Annotated in this window: 31 protein-coding genes and 1 other annotated feature (1 of these 32 only partly in view); of the genes, 20 read left to right on the forward strand and 11 right to left on the reverse strand. The window is 36.9% G+C overall.

Annotation, left to right across the window (positions count from 1 at the left end; translation table 11 throughout):
- Positions 1–62 precede the first annotated feature (62 nt).
- From O0236_RS00445 to O0236_RS00465, 5 genes are all read left to right on the forward strand, one after another.
- The gene (locus tag O0236_RS00445) at positions 63–1,865 is read left to right on the forward strand and encodes a glycerophosphodiester phosphodiesterase (RefSeq protein ID WP_268912216.1); all 1,803 of its coding nucleotides are present in this window, start codon (positions 63–65) and stop codon (positions 1,863–1,865) included.
- A 90-nt stretch (positions 1,866–1,955) separates the two neighbouring features.
- Positions 1,956–2,369, forward strand: coding sequence for an arsenate reductase (thioredoxin) (arsC, locus tag O0236_RS00450; RefSeq protein WP_268912217.1), 414 nt, complete (start codon positions 1,956–1,958; stop codon positions 2,367–2,369).
- A 125-nt stretch (positions 2,370–2,494) separates the two neighbouring features.
- Positions 2,495–3,103, forward strand: coding sequence for a cadmium resistance transporter (locus O0236_RS00455; RefSeq protein WP_268912218.1), 609 nt, complete (start codon positions 2,495–2,497; stop codon positions 3,101–3,103).
- 12 nt (positions 3,104–3,115) lie between these two features.
- Positions 3,116–3,493 (forward strand): ArsR/SmtB family transcription factor, encoded by a 378-nt coding sequence (locus tag O0236_RS00460; RefSeq protein WP_372791428.1) that lies wholly within the window; start codon positions 3,116–3,118, stop codon positions 3,491–3,493.
- A gap of 68 nt (positions 3,494–3,561) precedes the next feature.
- Complete coding sequence (locus O0236_RS00465) at positions 3,562–3,891, forward strand: nuclear transport factor 2 family protein (RefSeq protein WP_268912220.1); 330 nt, start codon at positions 3,562–3,564, stop codon at positions 3,889–3,891.
- Between the two features lie 50 nt (positions 3,892–3,941).
- Here the strand turns inward: O0236_RS00465 and O0236_RS00470 are convergent, their stop codons facing one another.
- A complete protein-coding gene (locus O0236_RS00470; RefSeq protein ID WP_268912221.1) occupies positions 3,942–5,111 on the reverse strand; it encodes a DUF2075 domain-containing protein in 1,170 nt (389 codons plus the stop codon).
- A gap of 94 nt (positions 5,112–5,205) precedes the next feature.
- Positions 5,206–5,640: a MarR family winged helix-turn-helix transcriptional regulator gene (locus O0236_RS00475; RefSeq protein ID WP_268912222.1), complete on the reverse strand. Its 435-nt coding sequence runs from the start codon at positions 5,638–5,640 to the stop codon at positions 5,206–5,208.
- A gap of 169 nt (positions 5,641–5,809) precedes the next feature.
- Here O0236_RS00475 and O0236_RS00480 point away from each other — a divergent pair, with 169 nt between their 5' ends.
- Together O0236_RS00480 and O0236_RS00485 are read left to right on the forward strand one after the other, a co-directional pair.
- Positions 5,810–7,243 (forward strand): MDR family MFS transporter, encoded by a 1,434-nt coding sequence (locus tag O0236_RS00480; RefSeq protein WP_268912223.1) that lies wholly within the window; start codon positions 5,810–5,812, stop codon positions 7,241–7,243.
- A 66-nt stretch (positions 7,244–7,309) separates the two neighbouring features.
- On the forward strand, positions 7,310–7,855 hold the full coding sequence (locus tag O0236_RS00485) for a hypothetical protein (RefSeq protein ID WP_268912224.1): 546 nt from the start codon (positions 7,310–7,312) through the stop codon (positions 7,853–7,855).
- 47 nt (positions 7,856–7,902) lie between these two features.
- Here O0236_RS00485 and O0236_RS00490 read toward each other — a convergent pair whose 3' ends face one another.
- Both O0236_RS00490 and O0236_RS00495 read right to left on the reverse strand, forming a co-directional pair.
- Positions 7,903–8,433: a serine acetyltransferase gene (locus O0236_RS00490; protein ID WP_268912225.1), complete on the reverse strand. Its 531-nt coding sequence runs from the start codon at positions 8,431–8,433 to the stop codon at positions 7,903–7,905.
- 13 nt (positions 8,434–8,446) lie between these two features.
- A complete protein-coding gene (locus O0236_RS00495) occupies positions 8,447–9,349 on the reverse strand; it encodes an alcohol dehydrogenase catalytic domain-containing protein (RefSeq protein ID WP_268912226.1) in 903 nt (300 codons plus the stop codon).
- A 189-nt stretch (positions 9,350–9,538) separates the two neighbouring features.
- Between O0236_RS00495 and O0236_RS00500 the strand changes: the two genes are divergently transcribed.
- Positions 9,539–10,132 carry a TetR/AcrR family transcriptional regulator gene (locus O0236_RS00500; protein ID WP_268912227.1) on the forward strand — a complete coding sequence of 198 codons (594 nt, stop codon included), beginning with the start codon at positions 9,539–9,541 and terminating at the stop codon, positions 10,130–10,132.
- 117 nt (positions 10,133–10,249) lie between these two features.
- Here the strand turns inward: O0236_RS00500 and O0236_RS00505 are convergent, their stop codons facing one another.
- Together O0236_RS00505 and O0236_RS00510 are read right to left on the reverse strand one after the other, a co-directional pair.
- Entirely contained in the window at positions 10,250–10,411 is a 162-nt protein-coding gene (locus O0236_RS00505; protein ID WP_268912741.1) for a hypothetical protein, read from the reverse strand.
- Positions 10,412–10,477: 66 nt separating this feature from the next.
- Entirely contained in the window at positions 10,478–10,693 is a 216-nt protein-coding gene (locus O0236_RS00510) for a PLDc N-terminal domain-containing protein (RefSeq protein ID WP_268912228.1), read from the reverse strand.
- Positions 10,694–10,861: 168 nt separating this feature from the next.
- Here O0236_RS00510 and O0236_RS00515 point away from each other — a divergent pair, with 168 nt between their 5' ends.
- Positions 10,862–12,706: a bifunctional metallophosphatase/5'-nucleotidase gene (locus O0236_RS00515; protein ID WP_268912229.1), complete on the forward strand. Its 1,845-nt coding sequence runs from the start codon at positions 10,862–10,864 to the stop codon at positions 12,704–12,706.
- A 42-nt stretch (positions 12,707–12,748) separates the two neighbouring features.
- On the opposite strand, the gene O0236_RS00520 is transcribed toward O0236_RS00515, so the two are convergent.
- The 3 genes from O0236_RS00520 to O0236_RS00530 all read right to left on the reverse strand — a co-directional run bounded on the left by O0236_RS00520 (position 12,749) and on the right by O0236_RS00530 (position 15,109).
- The gene (locus O0236_RS00520; RefSeq protein ID WP_268912230.1) at positions 12,749–13,864 is read right to left on the reverse strand and encodes an aminotransferase; all 1,116 of its coding nucleotides are present in this window, start codon (positions 13,862–13,864) and stop codon (positions 12,749–12,751) included.
- Between the two features lie 81 nt (positions 13,865–13,945).
- The gene (locus O0236_RS00525; protein ID WP_268912231.1) at positions 13,946–14,665 is read right to left on the reverse strand and encodes a B3/4 domain-containing protein; all 720 of its coding nucleotides are present in this window, start codon (positions 14,663–14,665) and stop codon (positions 13,946–13,948) included.
- Positions 14,666–14,683: 18 nt separating this feature from the next.
- Positions 14,684–15,109 (reverse strand): MarR family winged helix-turn-helix transcriptional regulator, encoded by a 426-nt coding sequence (locus tag O0236_RS00530; RefSeq protein ID WP_268912232.1) that lies wholly within the window; start codon positions 15,107–15,109, stop codon positions 14,684–14,686.
- 155 nt (positions 15,110–15,264) lie between these two features.
- Here O0236_RS00530 and O0236_RS00535 point away from each other — a divergent pair, with 155 nt between their 5' ends.
- A complete protein-coding gene (locus O0236_RS00535; protein ID WP_268912233.1) occupies positions 15,265–16,839 on the forward strand; it encodes a metallophosphoesterase family protein in 1,575 nt (524 codons plus the stop codon).
- A 241-nt stretch (positions 16,840–17,080) separates the two neighbouring features.
- On the opposite strand, the gene O0236_RS00540 is transcribed toward O0236_RS00535, so the two are convergent.
- Positions 17,081–17,560, reverse strand: coding sequence for a Dps family protein (locus O0236_RS00540; RefSeq protein ID WP_268912234.1), 480 nt, complete (start codon positions 17,558–17,560; stop codon positions 17,081–17,083).
- 179 nt (positions 17,561–17,739) lie between these two features.
- Here O0236_RS00540 and O0236_RS00545 point away from each other — a divergent pair, with 179 nt between their 5' ends.
- The 10 genes from O0236_RS00545 (at position 17,740) to O0236_RS00590 (ending at position 24,437) form a co-directional block, all read left to right on the forward strand.
- Entirely contained in the window at positions 17,740–18,177 is a 438-nt protein-coding gene (locus O0236_RS00545) for an Rrf2 family transcriptional regulator (RefSeq protein WP_268912235.1), read from the forward strand.
- 198 nt (positions 18,178–18,375) lie between these two features.
- A complete protein-coding gene (locus tag O0236_RS00550) occupies positions 18,376–19,485 on the forward strand; it encodes a lactate oxidase (protein ID WP_268912236.1) in 1,110 nt (369 codons plus the stop codon).
- Between the two features lie 105 nt (positions 19,486–19,590).
- Entirely contained in the window at positions 19,591–20,436 is an 846-nt protein-coding gene (locus O0236_RS00555; protein ID WP_268912237.1) for an aldo/keto reductase, read from the forward strand.
- A 64-nt stretch (positions 20,437–20,500) separates the two neighbouring features.
- On the forward strand, positions 20,501–20,953 hold the full coding sequence (locus O0236_RS00560; RefSeq protein WP_268912238.1) for a DUF3290 domain-containing protein: 453 nt from the start codon (positions 20,501–20,503) through the stop codon (positions 20,951–20,953).
- Positions 20,953–21,585 (forward strand): DUF421 domain-containing protein, encoded by a 633-nt coding sequence (locus tag O0236_RS00565; protein WP_268912239.1) that lies wholly within the window; start codon positions 20,953–20,955, stop codon positions 21,583–21,585. The genes O0236_RS00560 and O0236_RS00565 overlap by 1 nt, the downstream gene beginning before the upstream one ends.
- Positions 21,586–21,703: 118 nt before the next feature.
- Complete coding sequence (locus tag O0236_RS00570; protein WP_268912240.1) at positions 21,704–22,252, forward strand: LemA family protein; 549 nt, start codon at positions 21,704–21,706, stop codon at positions 22,250–22,252.
- A 20-nt stretch (positions 22,253–22,272) separates the two neighbouring features.
- Positions 22,273–23,268 carry a M48 family metalloprotease gene (locus O0236_RS00575; RefSeq protein ID WP_268912241.1) on the forward strand — a complete coding sequence of 332 codons (996 nt, stop codon included), beginning with the start codon at positions 22,273–22,275 and terminating at the stop codon, positions 23,266–23,268.
- A 144-nt stretch (positions 23,269–23,412) separates the two neighbouring features.
- The gene (locus tag O0236_RS00580; protein WP_268912242.1) at positions 23,413–23,577 is read left to right on the forward strand and encodes a hypothetical protein; all 165 of its coding nucleotides are present in this window, start codon (positions 23,413–23,415) and stop codon (positions 23,575–23,577) included.
- An 88-nt stretch (positions 23,578–23,665) separates the two neighbouring features.
- The gene (locus tag O0236_RS00585) at positions 23,666–24,220 is read left to right on the forward strand and encodes a helix-turn-helix domain-containing protein (protein WP_268912243.1); all 555 of its coding nucleotides are present in this window, start codon (positions 23,666–23,668) and stop codon (positions 24,218–24,220) included.
- Between the two features lie 4 nt (positions 24,221–24,224).
- Positions 24,225–24,437 carry a DUF3923 family protein gene (locus tag O0236_RS00590; RefSeq protein WP_268912244.1) on the forward strand — a complete coding sequence of 71 codons (213 nt, stop codon included), beginning with the start codon at positions 24,225–24,227 and terminating at the stop codon, positions 24,435–24,437.
- An 88-nt stretch (positions 24,438–24,525) separates the two neighbouring features.
- On the opposite strand, the gene O0236_RS00595 is transcribed toward O0236_RS00590, so the two are convergent.
- Positions 24,526–25,497, reverse strand: a complete 972-nt coding sequence (locus O0236_RS00595) for a 2-hydroxyacid dehydrogenase family protein (protein ID WP_268912245.1) — start codon at positions 25,495–25,497, stop codon at positions 24,526–24,528.
- Between the two features lie 139 nt (positions 25,498–25,636).
- Positions 25,637–25,670, forward strand: a binding site (T-box leader); it runs 214 nt beyond the window's last position.

The raw sequence follows: 25,670 nt of genomic DNA on the forward strand, positions 1-25,670 counted from the left end.
ATCAACATCCGGCAGTGATTATGATATTGTTAAAGTAAATATTGTTTTAGGGGGAAAGTTTAATGAGTGCTTGGAAAAATTTTATTACCGGCAATAAACTCTTCTTTAAACATTGGGCGAGTTACATTGCGGTTATTTTTTGTACGACATTAATCGTCTACTTATTAGGGGCATCGACTTTTAACTGGTTCACAAGTTGGGTGTTAAAAGTTAGCGATATTCCGTATGTTTCTTATAACAATTTAGGAGAAATAATTACTGGCCATCTTTTTGTTGCGCTATTATTGCTACTAGAATTATTAGTGATATTAATTGTGATTTATTGGCAATTTGCATTTATTTTATTAAGTATTCAAAACATTCGTCGTAATCGTCCAGCTTCATTAGCTGAAATATTACGCCGGACTGTATCTAGTTTGCGAATTGCTTCACCATTAACATTCCTATTTTTCCTAGGATACTTTATCGTTATTTTGCCATTTAGTACCGTATTTTTAAGTACACCGTTACTTAACAAAGTAAAAATTCCTGGATTTATCATGACATTTTTACTTCAAAATCCTTGGTATACAGCTGGAATTGCCGTCTTATATGTAGTTATTGCATACGTCGGTGTGCGGTTATTCTTGATCTTGCCACTGATGATCTTGCAGCATAAAACGGCAAGAGAGGCATTTCATCTGAGTTTGCAAAAGACTCGTGGACGCCTATGGTTTTATGTTGGAAATCTTTTCTTAATTGTTTTCTTTAGTTCATTAGTCACAATCATTATCTATGGATCAGTCTATGGGTTGCAGACCTATCTCGATAGCACAAACGTGGCCTTTGCGGGCGCGATGGTAAACTTGTTTATTGTAGAAATTGTAGCTCAATTTACGGGATGCTACGTCACTGCACTTGTTGCTGGGTTGATGATTAGTGGTAGTGATGACTTTGTAGATCCAGCCGGAATTAGTATGTTGCAATTTGGTGCCCAAAGAAAACGACGAGCGTTGTTCCGCTGGCTCACTGGAGCCGGATTAGTAGCAACTGCTGCGTTGGTTGTGTTGTATAACGTCCTTTTGTTGAACGGTTTGGCGATCAGTAAACCAATGGCGATTTCTCACCGAGGGGTCGATAATGGTAATGGAGTTCAAAATACGATTCCAGCCCTAAAGCTTACTAGTAAAGAAAAGCCTAACTATGTCGAAATGGATATTCATGAAACAAAAGATCACAAATTTGTTGTGATGCATGATGAAAACCTAGAAGATCTTGCCGGCATTAATAAGGCACCTTATCAATTAACTTTGAAGCAACTTACAAAGATTACTGTTCGTGAAAACGGTCATCATGCAAAGATTGCTAGTTTTGATAATTATTTAAAGACCGCTAACAAATTACATCAAAAGTTGTTAGTTGAGATCAAAGTTACTCCTCATGATAGTAAAAATATGACAAAACTTTTTGTAGATCGATATGAAAAGACATTGTTAGCACATCATGATCGGATTCACACATTGTCGTATCCAGTAGTAACCCAGCTTAAGCAGTTGGCACCTAAGTTGTTTGTCAGCTTTATCTTGCCGTATAATTTGACCTTCCCAGAAACTAAAGCCAATGCTTACACAATGGAGGCCACGACCTTGGATTCTAGCTTTATTGCTAACGCTGAAAAGCATAAACAACAAGTATATGCTTGGACCGTTGACGACACCGATCAAATGGATCAAATGATGTTTATGGGCGTTAATGCGATCATTACTGATCAACTTGGCGAATTAAAGAGCGAAATCAAACAAAATACAGATCATCCAAGTTATGCTAATTTAATTTTGGCTCAGATAAGTGATTTAGATTCATCTGAGGATAGTAATGCAGTTTAGTATGATTTAGATATTCTATGCTAGTATTATTAAAATGCATCTTTATGTTTTTTAAAAATAAGGAAATTTTAGCAAAGAGAGAACCAGATTATGAAGCAGATATATTTTTTATGTACCGGAAATTCTTGTCGAAGTCAGATGGCCGAAGGATTTGCCAAGAAGGTATTGGGAGATCAATGGAGAATTGCTAGTGCCGGAGTTGAAAGACATGGATTAAACACTAATGCTGTGAAAGTTATGAATGAAGTTGGTATCGATATCTCACGAAATGAATCAAAACTAATTGATGTCGATTATTTGAATAGTAGTAATCTGGTAGTTACTCTTTGTGGTGATGCCCGTGATAAGTGTCCTGTAACGCCAAGCACAGTCAAAAAGTTACATTGGCCATTAATTGATCCTGCTCAAGTTAAAGGCTCTGAAAAGGAAGTTTTAGAGGTATTTAGACAGGTTCGTGATGAGATTGAAAATAGAATTAAAAATCTAGCGGCACAGGAACAATAATATTTAAAAAGCAGAAATCTTTTGATTTCTGCTTTTTTTATTCATAAATTTTTCGACTAAGAGGAAAGTGTGCTAATATGAAATAAATATCATATGAATATATTTTCATGTAAAGGAGAACGCCTATGCTAGAAGCCCTCGGAACTGCATTATTATCATATATCGGAACTACATCCGATTATTTCGTTGTCTTGTTGCTAGTCTTCGGAATGTATCGCGGTAGATTAGCTAGACCGGTATTTGCGGGAGCATATGTAGGAAACCTTATCTTAATTGCAGTATCACTGATTATTGCGGATGTTTTGAAATTAATTCCAGAAGAATGGATTCTAGGATTACTAGGATTTATCCCGATTTTTATGGGAATTAAAGGTCTTTTTTCTCATCAAGATGAGGGTGAAGATGCTGCTAAAAAATTATCTAAAACTAATTCAAAAAAAGTTTTCTCAAGTGTTGTTTTAATTACAGTTGCTGGTTGTGGGGCTGATAATATGGCAATGTATATTCCTTTCTTTGCTAATACTAGTGCCACGTATGTTCCAGCAATCCTAGTATTATTCCTAGTAGTTTTATCGATAATCATTTTCTCGGCTTATTACCTGACTTTGTTACCACCTGTTCACGTATTCTTTGAAAAGTTTGGTGAGATGTCCAGGTCAATTATATATATTGCATTAGGATGTTACGTACTATACGATGCCGGTACCATTTCTCATTTTATTTCGATGATTTAGTGGAGGAACATGATGGATACAATTCATTTAATTCATCCAGCAAAGCTGGACGAGGCAGTTAAAATTGCACGGTTGCTTGGCAACAAGACTCGAATTCAAATTTTGTATTTGTTAAAACAAAGACAATATAACGTGACAGAATTACAGAATATTCTACAAATAGAACAGTCGTCTCTTTCTCATCAGTTAAAAGAATTGCGAGATTATCAGTTAATTAGCCAAAAGCGCGATGGTAAGTCGATATACTATCAACTTACCGATCCACATATTATTAGCACAATGGATTCAATTTTAGCTCATACGGACCACGTGTTGACTGGAATTCGGCACGATGGGGTCGTACTAGATCAAGAGATAGAGATTGATGGTAATACTGGTGATGAAAAATAATTTGGTGGTATTAATTCGTGTGGTGAACTATTACTTGCGCTAAAATAATTGGCACAGGGGTGATAATTATGAATAACCTACCACAAGGATTGCAAGATTTAATATTAACTACAAATGCAGGTGATTCAACCAAATTTGTTAACTTATTTGCATCAGATGGGGTAATTGATGACTGGGGTAACAAGTATGTTGGTACTGAACGGATTGCTAGTTGGAATCAAACAGATAATATTGGTAAAAAATCACAATTTTCTTTAGTAGATGCTACTCAAGAAGCAGATGATCAGTGGCTATTGCACATTAAGGTCGCTGGTAATGGGTTCAATGGCACTAGTCCATTTAGATTTGTACTAAATAAAGATGGAAAAATCCAATCGATGCAAATTGTGTCAGATTAAAACAGGTCTCTTAATCAAACTAATGATTAAGAGACCTGTTTTTGTATAGATTATTTATTTTCTTCAGCCAATTCCAATAAACGTTTTCTCAATGCGTCATCATAAGCTGTTAGGTAAAGACCATACTTACCACGCTTCATCAAAACATTTAAAACGTTAGCGATAAATTCTTTATATTCTTCTTGCGTGAATTTAATATCTTTTCGTTTCTTGAAAATCTCTTTGTGAGAATACTTTTCAGGAATGATTGTCATAGTATCAGTTTCTTTGTCATAACCAAATGAAGGGCCGATGACCATGCCAACATAGTTCAAATCAAATCCTTGTAAGGTATAAATAGTTCCTACTTGAGTAATTGATCCTTCACGCTTAGCCCAGTGAGTTCTTTGTGGATCCCATTCATCCCACGGCAAACTGAATGTATCCATCTCCACGTTATGCCGACCATCGATTCGAGGAAATCCAGAAGTTGCGACCATCCGACTCATGCCGACCTCTTTATTACGCTTTTTGATGTCTTCAAACATGCCACCAGCGGTGTCGTAAACCTTGAATTCAAAATCACTGTTGTCAGGGAATGGCTTCATTGGTTTTTGCGCAGTCAAATCATCCATCCAAGCGACTTGTTCGTCACTTGCAATCATTCGATATTGGAAATTCATATCAAAATTCTTGTAGGGATGGTCACCAATGGTCTTGTAGAGCAAGTCCTTGTCCCAATACATTTTTGATTGGAAAACTTGTTCGAAATCATAGACAACTACCACAACTTTAGCAAGGTCCATTAAATCAGTTAGTTGATTTTGACCACGGTAGTGAGCATATGGTTCAGATTTTGAATATAACAAGTGAGCCTCATCAACGAAAATGATATCGTATTTCTTATTATTCTTTTCAGCGTAATTAATTAATGATGTCGGACGGCGAATTGCGTTGACCTTCATGCCGGGAATTGATTCAGCGATGTCTTGATAAGCCTTGTATAGTTCGGGATGGTTCACTACTAGGGAAGTCTTGTAGCGCTTATCTGTCATGTATTGACGAACTAGTTCCATGAGGACAACGGACTTACCAGTTCCAGCAGCACCTTCAATGATGGCAACTGAATGTTCAGGACGTTTTAACCCTTCAGTGATGTAATCGTTAATATCTGTAATTACCCGTTTTTGGTCATCAGATAAATCATCGACAAAAAATTGGGCCTTTAAAATTTCGTTCATTAGTTAACTCCTAGTTGTTTTTCTCGTAAAAAATACCATTGTTCATTATAGCAGGTAATTAGAATCATGATTTATTGAATTAGCAGTGTTGATATTAATTTTCGGGTGCTTCCATACTATCAGCGACCTTTGATAACAAAGCAATCAGTTGATCGGCTTCAGTGTCCGTTAGGCCACTCATGGATTGATTTTCGGTGTCTTGGAAGATATCACTGATTTTATTCGTAGCTTGTTCCCCAGTAGGGGTGATATAAATTTTTTTGGAACGATCTTGAGTTCCTTTCAGTGCATGTTTTTCAATATAAGCTGATTTTTCCAAGCTTTTTAAAATACCTGAGATACTGGCAGCCCGCATATTGAATGCTTCGGCAAGTTGGGTTTGGTTTAAGCCGGGATGTCCATGAATGTAACTTAAAGCTCTTGATTGGGACCGCGAAATGTTGAAGTCACGGGTTTCCCGTTCGTATTTTCTTTGCATATTAACATTGATCGTTCGCATTAAATAATTTATTTCGCTTGCTTTAGACATCCGCTGATCCCTCCTAGAAATGTGTTAACACTATTGTACTCGTAAGGAGCCATCTCTCTCAAGCAAATTAGTTTCCTAATATGTTGACAATTATTTTAATTCGGATATAATACTGAGCGTTAACAAGTTAGGTACCTAAATTGTATGAAAATATAAGGATGGTTCAAAAATGAAAATGACGATGCAAAGCGTAAAGTACAACCGCAAACTATTAGTTTCGGTTGTGATATTAAGTGCCTTCGTGGCAATGATCAATCAAACGGTTCTTTCAGTTGCTCAACCAAGTATTATGGAATCCTTTGATGTTAATTTATCGACGGTGCAATGGTTATCTACGGGGTACTCATTGATTGGTGGAATTTTAATTCCGGTTTCCGCATGGATGGCCGATACATTCAACACAAAGAAATTAGTTTCTTATTCATTAGCAGTCTTTTTAATTGGTTCTATCACTGCCTTCATATCTGGCAGTTTTCCAATTCTACTAGCCGGTAGACTACTTCAAGCAATTGGGGCTGGAGTATTATCCGGACTGACGATGACAATTTTGTTTTCAGTTTACCCTAAAGAAAATCGTGGAACACCAACGACATTGCTAGGTTTGGTATTTGGAATCGCTCCAGCCATTGGACCTACATTAGGCGGTTTTATCGTTGATAATATCGGTTGGCACTATATCTTTGGATTAGTTTCACCAATTGTTGCAATCACATTTTTACTATCAGTATTTTATATGGCCGATGTGGTTCCTCATAAAGTTACCAAGTTAGATTGGTTATCAGTTTTACTATCATCAGCCGGTTTTGGTGGCATTCTATATGGTGCCTCAATGGTGTCTGATTACGGTTGGTTAGATGCAAGAACATTAACCACGTTTATTGCTGGATTGTGCTTAGTGTTGCTGTTCATCTGGCGCCAATTGGTGATCAGTAATCCAATGTTAAATCTCAAGGTATTTACCAAAGAGAATTTCTCCACCTCTGCAATTATCAGTGCCATCGCTCAAATCAGTATGGTGGCTGTCGAATTCATCCTGCCAGTTTATCTACAAAATGCCCGAGGTTTAACAGCTACACAATCCGGACTGGCTGTGCTCCCAGGAGCAATTTGCATGTTCATCTTAGCACCAATTTCAGGTAGGTTAGTTGAGAAAAATCTTGGTAAACAAATCATTATTTTTGGAATTACCATGATGACGATTAGTACATTATTACTATCATTCCTATCTCTTACCACTCCAATTTGGGAAATTATTGGGTTGTATGCTTTACGAAACGTTGGTTTGACGTTTGCAATGATGCCTGCTGGAACGATGGGTATGCAACATTTGACCCCAGATTTGATCAGTCATGGTAGTGCTGGTAATAACGTTGTAAGACAAGTTGGTGCAGCTATTGGTACTGCAATCCTCATATCTGTTATGCAGTCTCAAGCAACAAACGCATCACCAAGTAATAGTTTGATGAAAACAAATCCGGCTCAATTTGCCCATGACATGCATTTAGCATTGGTATCTGGCGCTCATGTGTCATTGCTGGTTGCTACAGCTATAGGTTTTGTCGGAATATTGGTTGCGTTCAGTTTAAAAAAAGACCATAAATAGTCAGTTTAAAACAGAAGTTATATGCTACAATTTCAATGATAATTGTTGAAAATTGAGGTTAGCATAATGGGTCAGTTAATTACTTACGGATTACTTGTTGTCGGTGTTATTTATATGTGTTCCAAGTCGTTTAAATACGAGAACATCTCCCGTTTTGGATGGATTACGATTCCTGTGTATTGTTTGATTATGTTTGTTATAAACGTTAATTTGAATGAAATGAATTTAATTAAGTCCGGAATCATTGTCGTAATCGGCTTTCTAATTGCCTATTTTCAGCAATTACAAGCTAAGATTAAATTCACCGATGAAGTTGATAAACATGATCGGCCAGTCATTAAAATTCAGCGAAACTGGACATATGTCATCGGGTGGTTCCTGGTATTTGCCGCAAGTATCACTTTGCAGATTTTGTGGAGCAAAGAGATGACTACGCAAGAAGTAATTACTCAATTAAGTGATGAAATTCAAAAAGATTTATTGGTTTGGCGTTCGTTTGCATATAAGAGCTCATGGTATATTTGGCTGTTATCAGGAATCAATATGATCAGTTACACATTATTGATTATGAGACGTGATAAACGGATTCAAGATGCCATTCGGCGACGTTGATTCTTAAAAACAAAACGGTTGATCCTCAAGTGAGGGTCAACCGTTTTTTATTGTCGATTGTAACGGGTGATAACATCTTCACACGCAGCGATGATTTCTGGGGCGTGAGGCATGTCTTTATAAAAGACGGGTGAATGTGAATAGTTTGGATCGCGTGGTTTAAATTTGTTTACGCCGTACGCAATGCTGTTGGCAGGGACATCTTTGGTGATGATTGCTCCAGTGCCAATAATACTATGATCACCTACGATGATCGGGCCAACAACTTTGGCGCCATCGGCAATCACAACTCCTTTACCAATTACTGGATTGCCAAGGTTTTCCCACTGATGAGTAATATGATTATATGTTTGGTTAGCGCCGATAGTGACGTTTTGAAAAATAACAACGTCTTCGCAAATCTTGGCTGCAGCAATTGTGCAGCCTTTACCATTATGAGCAAATTGGATGCTTTTATCTAAATGGAGACATGTTATCTCGAAGTTGTAGTTACTTTGTAGTTGGTCTGCGGCCAATTTTTGAGCTTCGGAATCGCTCGAGAAACAGTTGATATTGAGTAAAGTTTTAAAGTCTGTCATAAAAAGACCTCCGTTAATTGAATGAAACTAGCACACGGCCACGACTATGATTTTCTTGAGTGTAGTGTTGAGCATCTTTGATTTGAGTTGCGGAAAAAATTCTGTCAATTGGTGCAAATAGTTGTCTATCAGCCAACTTTTGAATGAGGTTCTGATAAACATCACGGTCGAATTCCTCGTGAACAAATTGAAACGGAATGTTGTCTTCGTAACTCATTAAAGCGATTGAGGTTAGGACAGGGGATGAGATTTTTGAAACTAATCGAGAAATAAGAGCTGTACTACCAGCGATATCTAGGATTGCTGCGTTATTGAATGATGGTAAGGTATCAGTGGTGTACGATTGTAAATTCGGAAATTGCTGACTGAAATAATCCTTGCTGGCTGAAGACACAATCGGATATATATGAATATTTTCGTTTGGATCAATTAACTGCAATAGATATTGACCGATTACTGAGTTGGCACCGGTAAGAATAAAATCAGTAATTCCAGCATTTTGATACTTTTTAATGGAATTTAACAGTACCAATGGGGTGGCTGTTAGTGTAGTCGCACTAGCATTATCAACATTGTCTGGTAATGGAAAAAGCCAGTCACTATTTTCCGATAAGACATAATCACTGTATGAACCGGTGGGTTGCATTATGAAGACCCGCTGATCAAGTAGTGATTGATCGCGGTTATAACCGACTTCGATAACCGTACCAACACCGCTGAAACCAATTGTTCTAGGCAATTCAGCAAATGATTCTGTGGTAGCATTCGGGTTAATTTCTCGCTTGATATCTGTAGGAGTAATGGGTGCCAAGTCCATTTTGATGAGAACTCCATTCTTAGTAAGAACAGGTTTATTGATTTGAGTTAGATTGAGATCGTCAATTCCGTTAAATGTAGTTTGTTGAATTGAAAGCATAGTGGTTCTCCTATAAATAGTGGCAGAAACTGTGCTCTGCCGGAATGATTTAACATAGGAGTACTATACTCGGTATTTTCTGGCTGTCAACATATTGTACATATTTTATATACAATATGTACCTATAAATAAAAATAAACAGATTATATGGTAAAATAACTGGTAATAGTTTCAGTGGAGGACTAAGCAATGGTAAATTCAAAGAGAGCACCCCGAAAGACTAATCAGGAACTGAATGAGCGTATTTTTTCGGCTACAATCAACATTTTAAATACCGAGGGGTATGAGCAAGTTACTTTTAACAATATTGCCAAAGAAGCGGGGACAAGTAGACCAGTCCTGTATCGTCATTGGGATTCGGCGTTTGAATTGTTGTTAGCAGCTGAAGATTACTTCGATGATGAAGAAGAAGATACTTTTGAGAATTTAGATTTTTCGGATCATTCGTTACGTGAAAATCTAATTGTTAGCTTGAGTCATTTTGATGGCTCTCAATCTTTCCTGAGAGCGATATTAATTGAATTAGGTAATGATAATCCAGTTGTTCATAAATATTTTGCTGGATTGCATAAACAGCAACTATACATTATGGAGCGAATGTTAAGTGCAGCTCAATTAAAAAATGAAATCAAGCACACTGTGACAGATAACGTAAAGTTGTTACCATTTAATCTCATGCTATATCAGGCAATGGTCGATCAAAACCCAGTAACAAAAGGATGGATTGAAAATTTAGTTGATACTATTGTGTTACCAGCTATTATGGATCAGCAAAATAAGTAACGTATTGTTAAATATGTTTCACATGAAACAATGAAAAATCAAAAGTATTGTTGGCTTATACAAAAAATAGATTAGCGAATAACTAAAAACCATGCTTTAGTGATTTGCTAATCTATTTTAATGTTTTGAGTAGATACAAATTAAATTAATAACTGCATCTAGAGTCATAATTCCAGCCATTAAATACATCGCTGCCATATTATGCATAGAAAAGATCAGCCAGAATAATACTAGGTTGAGCAATAGCATGATCCATGCTAACCACTTGTTGTTTACCATCAAAAAAACCACCTCCCTACACAAGTATATGCGAAGGAGAGGCGGTCGTACATAAAAATTTAATAATTATTGTTTAGTTTTTCCTAGCCAGAAATATAGCCATGGGCCAAATGGTTGTAGCAAACTGACAGCTAACCAAAGTGCTCGATTGCCGTGACGAAATGAAGGAGCTTTGATGATATCTGTCCAAGCGATAAAGAGAGCAGTCGCCTCAAATGCAGCAAATGGAGCAATTAACTGTTTCTGATGTTTAGTTAGATTATTTTTACAATGTCTTTTCATTTTGCCGACCTCCTTTGGTTTGACTCGAGTATACATAGTTTGATTGGATAAAGATAGAATAAGAATTTGGTAAATCAATAATAATTAAATACAATATTGCGTTGACAATTTAACCGTTTACATTGTAAGCTTTCCTTAACATATGAGTATTCTAGGGGAGGAATAATTATGGTTAATCATATAAAGGGAAAGGTGATCTCGCTATTATCTGTTCCAGCATTTTTATTAGGACTTATGAGTGCCGTTCCAATAGTGACCGAGGCTGATGACACAGCACAAACACTGACAAACGTCGCTGGTAGCGACAATTACGCTAAGCCAGGACTTCAGCCCGAATTTCAAAATGTACCTAAAAAATATCGTAACGATATTCCGGTTCAAATTTTGGGTATAAATGATTTGCATGGTGGTTTGAGTACTACCGGGGATGTTGGAATTGGTCAAAAGACTTACAAGGGAGCAGGTACTGCTGCACGATTGGCTTCATATCTCGACCAGGCTCAAAATCAGTTTAAATCTGTTGCTAATTCTAATAACACTTTTAGAGTGGAAGCAGGGGATATGGTCGGAGCAGCTCCGGCAAATTCATCTTTGCTCGCACATGAATCAACAATGCATGCATTGAGAGAAATGAGATTTCAAATTGGGACATTGGGTAATCACGAATTTGATCGCGGATTACCAGAATTCAATCGAATTTTGAATGGGAATGCGCCTACAGCTAGTACTAACGCTAGTCAATTGGTGAAAGATTATCCTCATTATTCAACTGATATGCAATTAGTCGTTGCGAACGTAGTGAACCAAAGCAATGGACAAATTCCGTTTGGTTATAAACCATATATGATAAGAACGGTTAAAGCAGGTAATGAGAAGGCAAAAATTGGATTCATAGGCATCGATACTTCAACGTTACCAAGTTTAACTTTATATGATAATTACAAAGATTATAAAGTGCTTGATGAAGCAGAGACAATTGCCAAATATGATAAGATTTTAAACAAAAAAGGCGTTAAAGCCGTTGTAGTCATGGCGCACACAGGAGTGGTTACGAGTCCCCAAGGTCAAACAACCGGACCAGTAGTTGATATTTTGAATAAATTGAACTCAATCGATCCTGATAATCATGTTGGTCTATATGTAGCGGGGCATTCACACCAATATGCTAATGCGAAAATTGGTAAAACTCACGTTGTCCAGGCAGTATATACTGGTAAAGCATATGATGATGTTTGGACATATGTTAATCCTAAGTCTGGTAAATTTGTGAAGGTTGCTCCACACGTTTATCCAGTGTTATCACAAGCTGATGATCCAACGGTTTCTGCTAATCCTAATGTTGCAGCTGTAGTTAGGGACGCTGACAACCGAGTTGATCCACAGGTTAATCAAGTGATTGGAAAAGCTGCTACTCCAGAAACAATAACAGGAAGATTGCATAATAACAGTACAATGGAAAATGCAGCTGGTGAAGTAGTTGTTGACGGACAACTATACGAAGCAAATAAACATGGTGTGCAAGCTGATTTTGCAATGACTAACACCGGTGGGGTTAGAGCTGATCTTGAAGTTAATGAAAACTCAGATATTACATGGGGTGCAGCGACTGCTGTTCAACCATTTGGAAATATTTTGCAAGTAGTTAAGATGACCGGAAAGCAAATTGAGGATGCGTTAAATCAACAATATGATCAGAACCAACAATATTATCTTCAAATTGCCGGCTTAAAATACACGTACACTGATTCGGGAGATGCTAATCAACCATTCAAGGTCGTTACGATGACTAAGGATGATGGAACAAATATTACTCATGATGGAACATATAACGTTGTGATCAACGATTTTCTCCATGGTGGAGGAGACGATTTCACAGCGTTTAAAGATACTGCAATTCAAGGTTCAATTGGAACTGATACAGATACTTTTGTAAACTATATTAAGGATATGACGGCTGCAGGTACGCCAATTAAGGCACCACAGTTAGATAGAAAAATATATCAAGGAAAGTAATAAAAAAAGTCGTAGATAATTAATCTACGACTTTTTTTATTACTAGTATTCTTTTAGAAATTCAGATAATTTTGTTAAGCCGGTACGGAGTGTTTCTTCGGAAGCACAGTACCCTAGACGAACATGTCCAGGCATATCAAATCGATTACCAGGTACTAAGAGAACACCTTTTTCTTGAAGTAACTTAATACAAAAGTCTTCGATATCACCATCGATGTCGAACTTTGGAAAAGATGTTGAGACGGCTTGAGGCATGATCAAACTAACTTTAGGTTCGTTTTCAATCCAATCTTGATAAATTTTTAGATTGTTCAAGACGATTTGTTTGTTTCTGGCAAGAATTTTCTCTTTATTCCTTAAAACGTGAACGGCTAGCATGTCGTTAAAAACACCGGCACAGATCATAGTATAGTCACGGTATTTTCTAAAAATATCGGCAACTTCATTGTTGGATGCTGTCCAACCGATTCGAATACCAGGAACTGAATAGGTTTTAGAAAGTGAGTTAGTGGCGATTCCTTTGTCATACAAATCAACGATTGAAGTAAATTCATCTGGATTATCAAGAGGTAGATAAACTTCATCAACTAAGACGTAAGCGTCGACGGATTTGGCAATTTCAACTACCTGTTTTAAGAAATTAGTATCTAATACCGTCCCGGTTGGATTGTTAGCATTATTTAAACAAATCATCTTAGTTTCACGTGAAACCAGTTGTTTTAATTCATTAATATCAGGGTACCAATTATCAGATTCATGAATTGTCCAGTAGTCTACTTTAGCTCTCAAAGACTTAGGAATATCATAGAGTTGTTGATAGGATGGATATTCAGCGATCACTTGATCACCGGGTTCGATTAAAGAGTAAAGTGCTAAGTGATTTGCTCCAGTAGCACCATTTGTTTGAAGTATGTTCTCTGGATCAACGTGTTGGTAAAGGTTGGCAACTTCTTGTTTAAACTCAGGAGAACCTTCGATCCAGCCATAGTTCATTTTTTGTTTATCCAGTAAATCATAGAATGTTTGACCATTACTACCATCAATATTTAAGATTTCTTTCATAGTCATAGATGAAATCGTACTTTGAGCAATATCGTAGGTTGCTTTTCTTTCCCAAACGTTTAACCATTCTTCGACTCCGAATCCGGCAATTTGCATAAATGAGTACCTCTTTGTATTTTTAATTGATTTTAACAATAATTATATATATTTTTACCAATAAAAGTTAAAATGATTAAATTAATCTGCAATAGTTGCACTACGATTGTTTGTATTGATTACTTGGGTAGTTGAGCTGACATTGAAAGTTGTTTCGCATAGTGTCTTTAACTCATTGATGGCTTCGTTGGCACGACTAGCTTGTTCATTGTTAATTGATTCGATAACTAGGACGGCGTTTTTTGTGGCATCTGTCAACATGGTACGTTCAGCTTCCCGCCAGTTAAAGCAACGACAAATGGCTGCAGAATCATCTTTATAGATGACTTCGCCAGGTAGAGCAGGGGAATCTTCTTCTGCTCCTAATGGGAAGAATGGCTCACCACCATCAGCGATTGCAAGGTGCATATCGCCATCAATATGATCCACATCTTCACCACCAACTGGGGTGCCGTAAGTTAATGAAATACTATTGTAGATATCAACTAATGGATCAATTGGAGAAAAGACGTGGCCTTGACTGGCACGTTTCAATAAAGCTTCTATAGATGAACGAGCACCTTTTTTGGTTTTGAATTTACGATAAGCCTCACGCCATTCTGCGATAACTGGATTTTTACTAAAGGTATCAGATTGGTCGGTGAACTTAGTGGATGAAGCAGTTGCATCAGCAAGTAGTTTTGCAAAATGATCTTCTTGGCCATCTGTGTATTGGTTCTTAATGTCTGACAAGGTCAAAACATTAATTTGTAATTCTGGGAATAATTCGATAACGTCATCATCAACAATTAGTCTTTTCATTTTAATTACCTCTTTGTATTAATATATTCGTGAATTACCTTTCTTAACGTAGTGCCAATCATCGTCAATATTGGCATTTACTTGATGCAATAATTCAGATAGTTTCTTGGCATCGGAATCACTGATTCCTTTAAGAGCCTGTTGATTAGAATATTGGTTCTCTTTTAGAATAATTGGTGCAATTTTTTTGCCCTTATCTGTGACGTATAGGTGCCAATTCTTTTTATTATTGGCGTCTTTTTTTCTGGTTAGGATATCACTATCAACTAATTTTTTAATCGAACGAGCGGCGGTGGTGCGGTCCACTTTAATCATTTCTGCCAAACGTTCTTGAATGATACCCGGATTTTCAAAGACACGGACTAAGTATAAGTATTGGCCTTTGTTCAAATTATATTGCTTGAATTCTATGTTTGCAATTGAATCCAGAGCCCTTGAAATCATGCCTAAATCACGCAAAATGTCTGCTTTGATAATTTAGTACCTCCTTAACACTAGTTAATTTAACTCATTTTTGTTGCAATTGCAACAAAATTATAAATTTGCTTCAATACCTATGCTCAATTACACTAAAGGAAATCACTAAGGAGAGGAAAGCTATGGGAAAAGAAACCAGCATTGCAAATTATCGATTTCCGATGAATAAGAATAGTTGGCTAAGAGTTAATAAAACAGTTTCAGTTTATACTCAACCATCATTTAAGAAACAATATCAAACTGATGAAGTCATCCAACGTGGTCAAAAAGTGAATTATCAAGCGAAGATTAAGGGAGTAGATAATGAAACTTTTTGGGCAGAGTTATTAAATGGTAAATTTTTACCTATGTATGTTCCCAGAAACTTCAGACGAATGGTTAAACTTCCGCGACCAGGACGTTATGAAAAAATTGGTAATATTCTGGATCAAAATTCGGAACAACCATGGGAAAACATTTGGCCATATTCGGCTAAGAAACGAGCAAAAAAAGTCAATCTTGAAGGTAAAAAAACGGGTATGTCGCTATCAAATGTTACTTGTTGGGAGCGCGGAGCTAAGTTGAAGATGGAGGACTTAGACCAACCGTTTGAACCAACAAAAGAAGAACAGCAGGCGCTCGCCAAATTTGATAAACAAGTTAGAGATGGTATGCAGCCTAAGGATAAGCTAATTGCCTATATCACAGATACACATATTGATAGTTATCAAACTCCAGCATCGGCAGCTGTGGTGCGAAGCATCCGGTTAATGAGTTATTACGCCAATCATTACGGGGTTGATTTGGTCGTTCACGGTGGTGACTTAAATGATGGTAACAAGCCGCGCGAATTAAGCGTAGCGGATGTCGTTAGTGGTGTAAAAGCAATTAAAGAATCCTCTCGACCATACATTATTTTGAATGGTAATCACGACGATAATTCTGGTTATGCCAGGGATAACGCCGGTTACTTATTGGATCAGTTAATCACTAATCAAGATGCTTGGAAGTTGCGTGAAAGTGCCAGTCTGCAATTACACGAAAATCAAAATTATGCGGTTTATGGAACATATGATCTGCCAGATTCGCCATTTAAAATTGTTATTTTGGACGGTTTTGATCAACCAGATGTGATCTTAGGTGCAGATAAGAACGTCTATTTTAATAGTTTCCGACATGGTTACACGCATTATAGTGATGAACAAATTAAATGGTTAAAAGACGTGTTAGAAAATGCGAAAGATGATGAACGTTTATTATTCATTAACCATATTGCTTTAAATGGTATTGATAACTGGGCTAATACCTTTGACATGGCTGGTAAACGTCGAGATCAAGCAAGTTATATGAAGACATTGTTTGAAAATAATCTGGTCACAAATGAAGCTGGAGTTCGCCAAAGCCGTCAAATATTTGATTTAATTAGTGAGTATCAACAAAAGACTGGAAATGTTGTTGGTTATCTGGCTGGACACACGCATCAAGATAATTTTGCGTATAAAAATGGTGTCTGGTTCATCACTCAGACATCTGGTGTGGCTGATCGTGGTGACGGTGCTGAAAGAAGACGTAATTCCCAGCATGTTAGTCGCAGATTGACTGGAATCAAAGCCAATGCATGGTCTGTGTTCAGGTTAAGTTCAAACACACGAGCAGTTAACCAATTTAGATTTGGTTGGCAAAATGAGGCTGCTTTTGTCGATAAGTGGCAGTATTAAGCGATTATGATAGTAAGATGATTTTATAGTAAAATTTAATCATCGTTCAGTGAGACAGTTGAAGTTGATTTCCAACTCGACATGGAATTGGTTTGTAGTCAGATGATGTAATTCTATTAAAATTGGCACCGTTAAATTACGGGGAATAGGATTCTTTTCCTACGTTACCCAATAATGGAAATTACTAAATAATTTCTAGAAAAAAATAACCTACTCATAAATATGAGCAGGTTATTTTTATTTAGTCATCAAATGGTGCCTTGCCAAGGTAAGCATTTAACATCCAAATGTTTTTATCGATATCTGACTTGAATCCATTCAACATATCTTGAGTAGGGAAGTCTTTTTCGTCATCTGTTACTTCAATACCCTTTTGATACTGATCTCTTAGGTATTTGAATTGATCTGATAAACGTTGCATATATTCATGTAAAGTTAACTGGTTGAATTCAACTTTTTCATCAGGAAGGCCAGTATTTTCAATAAATTCATGAGTCGTTGAAATTGGTGAACCATTCAAGGCGATTAGTCTTTCGGCGACTTCGTCTAGTTGATCTCCAAGTTGGTCTTTATAATCATCCATTAATGGGTGAAGTCGGAAGAAATTCTCGCCACGCATATACCAATGTGTTTGTTGAACATTAGTCATTAATTGGCTGATATCAGCAATTAGTTGATTCAATTGAGCTCTGGTTTTTGGAAAGTCGTAATTTTCTGCCATATAAAAATTCCTCCTAAATAAAAACAAGTTCGTTGAAACAAGTTCATTCTACTGGTTATTCATCTTTAATTCTAGAAATTTGACTGCTGAAATAAGTTAAATATTTTCAATAACTTGTTATATATTTTATAACAAGTTATTATATAGATATCGATAGCCAAGGAAAGATGGTGATGGAAATGGCTAACACACAATTGAGTGATGCAACTCACATTCTAGCTTATGTTGCGTTGAATCAAGATAAATCAGTAATTAAGAGTTCAACGATAGCCGAAAGTATCAATACGTCTCCTAGCTTAATTCGGCGAATGATGAGTAAATTAAAACGGGCAGGACTTTTGAATGCTGTTAAGGGTGCGGCTAGGCCTTCTTTGGCCAAAGTTCCTAAAGAAATTTCTTTGCTAGATATTTATTTAGCAATTTCACCTGATAATAAATTATTGAATGTTGATGAAAAAACGAATGCTAGTTGTCCGGTTGGTTCAGTAATACCGGATGTATTGGATCATTATTATGAAGAAGTTCAAAATACGGCTGAAGCTCGGATGGCCAAGATCAATCTTCAGGAATTATTAGATGATGTTCAAGTAAGCCAGAAAAAGCTTCAAATAGGATGATTATTCAAGCATAAAGATGCTCAGCGAGTAAAATGCTGGCATCTTTTTTTGTATTTTATTGACTTTTTTAGGGAATAGTTATAAATTAAAGATGTGCTAAAAAAAGTAACACCATAAAAATAAATTTTACATAACCTAACTGTTTGTCGGTGACTTTTGAAAGACAAACTCGTGGGGCATATAAAGGAGATAAGCAAAATGACTGTAGTTAATGGATACGAACAAAGTGATCGTGAAGAAAAGTTAAATATCATTGATTTGCCATCTTTGGAAGCAGAAGCAAAGAAGATTATCCCAACTGGTGGTTTTGGTTATATTTCCGGTGGCTCCGAAGATGAATGGACATTAAAGCACAACTCAGAAGCCTTTAACCATGTGCAAATTGTTCCCCGAGCTCTCACGGATATGGAAAAACCATCAACTAAGACCAATGTATTTGGATTAGACTTGAGTACTCCAATTATGATGGCACCTGCTGCAGCACAAGGATTGGCTCATGCTCGTGGTGAAGTTGCCACCGCTGAAGGCGTTGCGGCTGCTGGTGCGTTGATGGCTCAAAGTACTTATTCATCAACTTCTATCGCTGAAACAGCTGCCGCTGCTAATGGCGCTCCGCAATTCTTCCAACTATACATGAGCAAGGATTGGAGCTTTAACGAGAGCCTGTTAGACGAAGCCAAAAAGGCTGGTGCCAAGGCAATTATTCTTACTGTTGATGCAACCGTGGATGGTTATCGTGAAGCTGATATCATTAACAACTTCCAATTCCCAATACCAATGGCTAACCTAATGAAATTCTCTGAGGGTGATGGTCAGGGTAAAGGCATTAAAGAAATTTATGCCTCAGCTGCGCAAAAGATCAGTGCAGATGATGTTAAGAGAATTGCTGACTACACAGATTTACCAGTAATTGTTAAAGGAATCGAATCACCTGAAGATGCTTTGCTTGCGATTGGTGCTGGTGCTAAGGGAATTTATGTATCTAATCACGGTGGTCGTCAATTAAATGGTGGCCCCGCTTCATTCGATGTCTTAGCAGATATTGCCAAAGCCGTTAACCACAAAGTACCAATTATCTTTGATAGTGGTGTTCGTCATGGATCACACGTATTCAAGGCGCTTGCTAGCGGTGCTGACTTGGTGGCTCTCGCTAGACCAGTTATTTATGGTTTGGCTTTGGGTGGCGCTCAAGGTGTTCAATCAGTATTTGAAGAATTGAACCATGAATTAGAGATCGACATGCAATTGGCTGGAACTAAGGATATTGAAGCTGTTAAGCATGCAAAATTAATTAAATTACATTATTAATAATGAAGTTAAAGGGATGGCCAGATTTGGTCGTCCCTTTTAATTTTTATAATTTCACATTTTTTAGTTCTCGCGTTATCGTATTACTAGGAAAGGTGTGATTTTATGGAGAACAAAGTTCCTTTCGTTACTTTAAATGACGGAATTAAAATGCCAGCGATCGGATTAGGTACTTACCAAATTCGCGGAGGTAGCGGGGTTAACCATATCTTGGCTGCAATTAAAGACGGTTATACCGGAATCGATACTGCTACTAACTATGACAATGAAGGAGTAGTTGGTCGGGCAATTCAACGTTCTGGAGTTAATCGGGCTGATTTATTTGTCACTTCAAAGCTCCCAGGTAAATATCATCGTTACGATGATGCAACCAAGGCAATTCAAGAATCGATTTATAGATTAGGATTAGATTATTTAGATTTATTTGTAATCCACTGGCCATTGCCTAAACGAGACCACTATGTGGAAGCTTTCCAAGCAATGATCGATGCTAAAGAACGCGGATTGATTCGCTCAATCGGAGTTTCTAACTTTGAGCCAGAGCATCTTGACCGATTAAAAGCGGAAACTGGCATCGTACCATCAGTTAACCAAGTTGAAATACACCCATATTGGAATAATCAACGAATAATTGATGCAGACAATGAACGCGGTATTGTTACAGAAGCTTGGAGTCCCTTAGGCCGTGGCAGTTCCGCATTACAAGAACCAATTATTCAAGAACTCGCCAAGAAATATGACAAGAATGTTGGCCAAATCATCCTCAGATGGCATGAGCAAAAGGGCATCATTCCAATTCCAAAATCAGTTAATTTGAAACATCAACGGTTGAACTTAGAAACTTTTGATTTTAATTTAACTGATGATGAAATGTCTGCCATTGATAGCTTAACCAAAGACGATGGTCGAATTGATAATCAAGATCCAAATGAATACGAAGAATTCGAATGATTGTTAGTGAAAATACCACTTCTGATTTATACTGAAGTGGTATTTTTTATTTGGAGGAGTTTATATGAATTTCTATTCTTATGAATATCTAATGTCTAATCAAGATAATTCAAGATTAATAAAGATCATTGTCTTTGGTTTTCTGGTTGCTGTTATTGGGGCATTGTTTTTTATGTACCTAAGAAATCGGTTTGAAATCAAGTACAAAGATTTGGGAATTATCTTTGTGACGACGTTATTGTTACTATTGGCGATGCAATACAATGATTATAGTAATCTCTTAACTACCCGGAAACAAACGGGGCAAATAACGGGAACTATAAAGGAAACCGCAAACCGATTAGGAGTTAAACCTAATCAGGTATCGGTTAATTCAACCACGCAAACTGATGGGCTTTTAGTCGACACACCTAAAGGATTTTTCAGAATTGATTTTAACTCTGATGGATCTAGTTTCGTTCTAGAAAAAGTCCAGTTGCAAAATCCCAAAATCAAGATAGTTAGGAGACAGTCTTAATGTTTACTTATTCAGATATTGCCATTAAGTTAGTCGTTGGTTTTATATTTATCTCAGTGTTAATTAACTTGACCGGTAAAGGTAATTTGGCTCCAACATCTGCGATGGACCAACTCCAAAACTATGTACTTGGTGGAATTGTTGGTGGGGTGTTGTACAATCCGGCAATCACTTTAGCTGAGTTTATTACGGTATTGTTGTTGTGGTCATTATTGATTTTAGGAACTAGGTACCTAAAAACCCATATTCATGCTATCGGAAAGTTCCTTGAAGGTGAACCAATCACCATTGTGAAAAATGGGCAGATTTTGGTTGAGAATTGTTTGAAGGCCAACCTTTCAGCTAAAGATGTAGATTTCAAGCTGAGAACTGCAGGAGTTTACGATGTTAAAGATGTGAAGCGAGCAATTTTGGAACAAAATGGTAGTTTGACGGTTCTGAGAAAGGGAGACGGTAGTATTCGTTATCCTGTTGTTGTCGATGGCCAGTTAGATTATGATGTTTTGGACTTAATGGAAGAAGACGAAGAATGGCTATACGACAAGTTGGGTATCAATGGTCCTGAAGAGATAAAGACAATTTTTATGGCAACTTATCGACATGGTGAGATGACGGTAGTTAAGTACCAATAAGTACCTGAAATGAAAACTAATCATGCATAGATTATTATTATCTAAATATTCCTCTAATAAACTTTACTTTAACTGACGTTATGTTAAATTTAAACCAATATTGATAGGAGGAATTGCTATGTTAATTGCAATAATTGTAATCGTAGTGCTACTAGTAATAGCAGTGATTATGATGTACAACGGATTGGTTCGCCAAAGAAATTTAGTTGATGAAGCTGAAAGTCAAATCGACGTCCAATTACAACGAAGGGCTGACTTATTACCTAACTTACTCGAAACTGTTAAGGGCTATGCTGCTCACGAAAAGGAAACTCTCGCCAACGTGACTGCAATGAGAACGCAAATCACTGACCCTAATGCTAGTTTGGGCGATAAGGTTAAAGCTGATAATCAACTAACGGAAACTTTGAATCACTTGTTTGCAGTTTCTGAAAGTTATCCTGATTTAAAAGCTAATCAGAACTTTATGAGTCTTCAAGAAGAATTGGCTAACACTGAAAATAAAATTTCATTTTCTCGGCAAAACTACAATGCTAATGTTATGGAATTAAACAACAAGCTACAATCATTCCCAAGCAATTTAGTCGCTAAAATGGGTAACTTCAAGCAAAAAGAATTCTTACAAGTTCCAGAAGCTGCTAAAGAAGTTCCTCAAATGAAATTTTAATCAAGGAGATTAGCAGATAAATGGAAACGATTAACAAGCAAGTTACACAAAATCGCAGGCGGACATGGTTTGTCTTGGCTGCTTTTCTTGTGATAGTGGCCATTATCGGATTCCTAATTGGTAGTATTTTTGCTTCGCGTGAAGAGACTTTTGATTGGCAAATTGCGATCTATACAATGATCGGTTTCTTAATTGCAGCATTGATATACTCATTTTTCACTTACATGAGTGTTACTAATATTTTAATGCGGGGTAGCAATGCAGTTAAGTTGCAAGAATCAGATGATCCGCAGCTGTTTAATATTGTCACCGATTTATCGATGGCTGCTAATATTCCGGTTCCAGATATCTATTTAAGCAACGAGGAAGCCCCTAACGCATTCGCCACAGGTCGAGATCCAAAGCATGCTGCAGTGGCTGTCACCAAGGGTTTAAGGACAATGATGAATCGTGAAGAATTAGAGGGAGTCATTGCCCACGAACTTTCTCATATTAAAAATTATGATATTCGAGTTTCTTCAATTACTGTTGCTTTAACCACCTTTATTGCTGGTGCTGGTACTGTATTGATCATCGCTGGTGCCGGACTGATGAGGAATGCTAGTTGGTTAAGCTTTGGAGAACGTGACAGTGATGATAATAAGAGTGGATTAGCAATTGCCATGGGAATGATTGCCTTTGGTGCGATTATTTGGATCGGTGGCTGGGTTGTCAGAGTGATTGGAGTGCCAATTGCGCAAATTTTGCAACTCGCTGTTTCTAGAGAACGTGAATCACTGGCAGATGTTTCTGGTGTTAACTTAACCAGAGATCCCCAAGGATTGATCAATGCTTTAGAAGTATTGAAAAATGATTCGACACCGATGAAGAATGCCGATGCTTCAAGCGCAGCGCTCTACATTAATGAGCCTAAACGCAAAGATGGCAAGACACCATTCATCAATAAAATGTTTGATACTCATCCACCGTTGGATGACAGAATCAATCGCCTCAAGCGATTACTTGGTGAACATTAATTATGTATAGTTAGTAAGAGGAATCAATTTATCTAAATTGGTTCTTTTTTTATTTTTGAATGACTTAATTATTCACGATCACTTTTTTACTTTGGCTATGTGTTATATGCTAAAAGTATCACCACTTGGGAGGTGTTTGTTTTCATGTCAACAACTGCAATTAAAATAATTGTCGATACCATATTGGCTACCTTAGCATTCATGGATTTATGGTTCGTTAAGACAGTGTATGTTCAATTCTTGCTACTGATGGTTCTTGTTCTCGCTCAGTGGCTTATATTTAGTAATCTAGATAAAAGAAAGTCTTAGAGTGATTTTTAGTTGATACATAAAGAATGACAGGATGTCTGTCTTGTTAGTTAAAGCAATCTATAATACTTTCGTGGTGGGGTGTGAAATGACTGTAAATGACATATCAATTGCTTTGAAACAAAAAAGAAATGAAGCAGGTCTGACACAAGAAATGGTGGCGGATAAATTACATGTCTCTCGTCAGGCAGTTTCTAACTGGGAAACAGGCAGACATTTACCAGACATAACATTGATTAATCAGCTGGCAAAGTTGTATGACGTTTCTATGGATGAATTAGTGAACCAAAAAAAACATGATAAAGTTAACCAAATAGGACCGCTTCAAAATAAACTCTATTCGATTTTGATATTTGTTATGTTGATCGTTAGCCGATTGGAAATTGCCTCCACATCAAGAGACCTAATAACAATTGATTGTTTAATTCTATTAAGTGTTGGATTATATGTATTCACTTACATTGAAAATGTTCATATTCATCTAGGAATTATTTTTATCAGTTTGGCGGTGTTTATCATCTGTACATTTGATGCTAGCATTTTGAATGCTTTTGAGTTTCAAACAACTACATTTATGGCAGGAATGGTCTTGCTATGGCAATTGGTCAGTACGCACCACTACCAAATAAAGGAGTATTCATAAAAATATGAAGTTACGCGTATGGTGGTTGATCAACGTTTTTTGGTTGATAATATTTAGTGTATTATCCATAATCATTTTTACTAGAAAAGTTGATGGTGCTGGGATGGTCCAGACATTTTCAACAAGAATGATTTCTTTTGTTGTATTGGTAATTATATTCGTTGTGATGGTAGTTATTCAATTAGGGTTACGTTTCTTCGTTAAAAAAATCAAATGACATCTTCTTTTCCTATTTTGAGGCATTAGATACAAAAAATCACAAAAAGGAAACCATAACAAATCGTTATGGTTTCCTTTTTTTAAATCTATTTAGCGGGATTAACAATGTAATCAGGAGCTTGTCCCGAAGCTACTTTAACTGTATTAGATGCGACAATTTCCGCCATGGCATTCCGTGCTTCAGTTGTGGCGTTACCAATGTGAGGTGTAAGGATAACGTTTTTAAGTTCTTTAAAAACATCGTCTACTTCTGGTTCATGTTCATATACATCCAAAGCAGCTCCGGCAATCTCGTGGTCTTTTAATGCTTGCAATAGTGCCTTTTCATTGATGAGTGGGCCACGAGCGGCATTAATAAACATTGCTGAAGATTTCATCTGTTTGAATTGTTCCTCATCAATCATGTGAACTGAGTCTGGAGTGGCTGGTCTATGAATCGAAATTACATCGGCTCGTTTAATCAGTTCATCTTGGGAAACAAATTCTGCTCCCAATTCTTTTTCAGTTGCAGGGTCTAATTGATGACGTTGCGTATAAATAATTTTCATATCAAAAGCGTGCATTCGTTTGGCCACGGCCTGACCAATTTGTCCTAAACCAATGATTCCCAAAGTCTTATCCTTAAGTTCAGTCCCTAGGAAGAATAATGGTGCCCAACCAGTAAATCCAGTGCTTCGCATGAGTTGGTCGCCTTCAACGATTCTGTGAGCTAAACTGATAATCAATCCACAGGTTACTTCCGCGGTTGAGACTGTTGATACTTTGGGTGTATTTGTAACGGGAATCCCTTTCTTTCGGGCGTATTCTATATCAATGTTATTAAATCCAGCACCATAGTTCGCAATTAATTTGAGATTTGGCGCAGCATCAATGACTTCTGCATCTACTTGAGTAGAAAGTGGCGTAATCAAGAAGTCCTTATCAGAGATTAAATCAATTAGGTCTGATTTAGTGATTAGACTTTGTCGATCATCAAAAACAGTTACTGTTAAATTAGCATCTTTCAAAATGTTTAAAGCGGGTTCTGGAATTCTACCGGCAATTAATACTTTTGACATAAAATGCACTTCCCTTATTTTATTTTGTATCCGCTTTAATTATAGCCCCTAAGCGAGTCAAACCGAAATATTAAAAATAAATGTGAATTTAATGTTGACAATTCTTATTAATGCATTTAACATGAATGACAATCATTAAGCAAACGCGATGAGAAAGTTTAGTACGACGAATC

Origin of the sequence: Lentilactobacillus sp. SPB1-3, assembly GCF_026913205.2 — a bacterium.
GTDB classification, from domain to species: domain Bacteria; phylum Bacillota; class Bacilli; order Lactobacillales; family Lactobacillaceae; genus Lentilactobacillus; species Lentilactobacillus terminaliae.

Bases quoted from the DNA above. Each gene is read 5' to 3' on its own strand.
- O0236_RS00455 (WP_268912218.1), top strand. From the start codon at position 2,495: ATGCTAGAAGCCCTCGGAACTGCATTATTATCATATATCGGAACTACA.
- O0236_RS00560 (WP_268912238.1), top strand. From the start codon at position 20,501: ATGAATTTCTATTCTTATGAATATCTAATGTCTAATCAAGATAATTCA.
- O0236_RS00490 (WP_268912225.1), bottom strand. From the start codon at position 8,433: ATGACAGACTTTAAAACTTTACTCAATATCAACTGTTTCTCGAGCGAT.
- arsC (WP_268912217.1), top strand. From the start codon at position 1,956: ATGAAGCAGATATATTTTTTATGTACCGGAAATTCTTGTCGAAGTCAG.
- O0236_RS00590 (WP_268912244.1), top strand. From the start codon at position 24,225: ATGAAGTTACGCGTATGGTGGTTGATCAACGTTTTTTGGTTGATAATA.
- O0236_RS00485 (WP_268912224.1), top strand. From the start codon at position 7,310: ATGGGTCAGTTAATTACTTACGGATTACTTGTTGTCGGTGTTATTTAT.
- O0236_RS00555 (WP_268912237.1), top strand. From the start codon at position 19,591: ATGGAGAACAAAGTTCCTTTCGTTACTTTAAATGACGGAATTAAAATG.
- O0236_RS00570 (WP_268912240.1), top strand. From the start codon at position 21,704: ATGTTAATTGCAATAATTGTAATCGTAGTGCTACTAGTAATAGCAGTG.
- O0236_RS00540 (WP_268912234.1), bottom strand. From the start codon at position 17,560: ATGGCAGAAAATTACGACTTTCCAAAAACCAGAGCTCAATTGAATCAA.
- O0236_RS00470 (WP_268912221.1), bottom strand. From the start codon at position 5,111: ATGAACGAAATTTTAAAGGCCCAATTTTTTGTCGATGATTTATCTGAT.
- O0236_RS00595 (WP_268912245.1), bottom strand. From the start codon at position 25,497: ATGTCAAAAGTATTAATTGCCGGTAGAATTCCAGAACCCGCTTTAAAC.
- O0236_RS00465 (WP_268912220.1), top strand. From the start codon at position 3,562: ATGAATAACCTACCACAAGGATTGCAAGATTTAATATTAACTACAAAT.
- O0236_RS00585 (WP_268912243.1), top strand. From the start codon at position 23,666: ATGACTGTAAATGACATATCAATTGCTTTGAAACAAAAAAGAAATGAA.
- O0236_RS00500 (WP_268912227.1), top strand. From the start codon at position 9,539: ATGGTAAATTCAAAGAGAGCACCCCGAAAGACTAATCAGGAACTGAAT.
- O0236_RS00495 (WP_268912226.1), bottom strand. From the start codon at position 9,349: ATGCTTTCAATTCAACAAACTACATTTAACGGAATTGACGATCTCAAT.
- O0236_RS00520 (WP_268912230.1), bottom strand. From the start codon at position 13,864: ATGCAAATTGCCGGATTCGGAGTCGAAGAATGGTTAAACGTTTGGGAA.
- O0236_RS00505 (WP_268912741.1), bottom strand. From the start codon at position 10,411: ATGGTAAACAACAAGTGGTTAGCATGGATCATGCTATTGCTCAACCTA.
- O0236_RS00445 (WP_268912216.1), top strand. From the start codon at position 63: ATGAGTGCTTGGAAAAATTTTATTACCGGCAATAAACTCTTCTTTAAA.
- O0236_RS00480 (WP_268912223.1), top strand. From the start codon at position 5,810: ATGAAAATGACGATGCAAAGCGTAAAGTACAACCGCAAACTATTAGTT.
- O0236_RS00525 (WP_268912231.1), bottom strand. From the start codon at position 14,665: ATGAAAAGACTAATTGTTGATGATGACGTTATCGAATTATTCCCAGAA.
- O0236_RS00460 (WP_372791428.1), top strand. From the start codon at position 3,116: ATGGATACAATTCATTTAATTCATCCAGCAAAGCTGGACGAGGCAGTT.
- O0236_RS00565 (WP_268912239.1), top strand. From the start codon at position 20,953: ATGTTTACTTATTCAGATATTGCCATTAAGTTAGTCGTTGGTTTTATA.
- O0236_RS00515 (WP_268912229.1), top strand. From the start codon at position 10,862: ATGGTTAATCATATAAAGGGAAAGGTGATCTCGCTATTATCTGTTCCA.
- O0236_RS00545 (WP_268912235.1), top strand. From the start codon at position 17,740: ATGGCTAACACACAATTGAGTGATGCAACTCACATTCTAGCTTATGTT.
- O0236_RS00580 (WP_268912242.1), top strand. From the start codon at position 23,413: ATGTCAACAACTGCAATTAAAATAATTGTCGATACCATATTGGCTACC.
- O0236_RS00510 (WP_268912228.1), bottom strand. From the start codon at position 10,693: ATGAAAAGACATTGTAAAAATAATCTAACTAAACATCAGAAACAGTTA.
- O0236_RS00575 (WP_268912241.1), top strand. From the start codon at position 22,273: ATGGAAACGATTAACAAGCAAGTTACACAAAATCGCAGGCGGACATGG.
- O0236_RS00550 (WP_268912236.1), top strand. From the start codon at position 18,376: ATGACTGTAGTTAATGGATACGAACAAAGTGATCGTGAAGAAAAGTTA.
- O0236_RS00535 (WP_268912233.1), top strand. From the start codon at position 15,265: ATGGGAAAAGAAACCAGCATTGCAAATTATCGATTTCCGATGAATAAG.
- O0236_RS00475 (WP_268912222.1), bottom strand. From the start codon at position 5,640: ATGTCTAAAGCAAGCGAAATAAATTATTTAATGCGAACGATCAATGTT.
- O0236_RS00530 (WP_268912232.1), bottom strand. From the start codon at position 15,109: ATGATTTCAAGGGCTCTGGATTCAATTGCAAACATAGAATTCAAGCAA.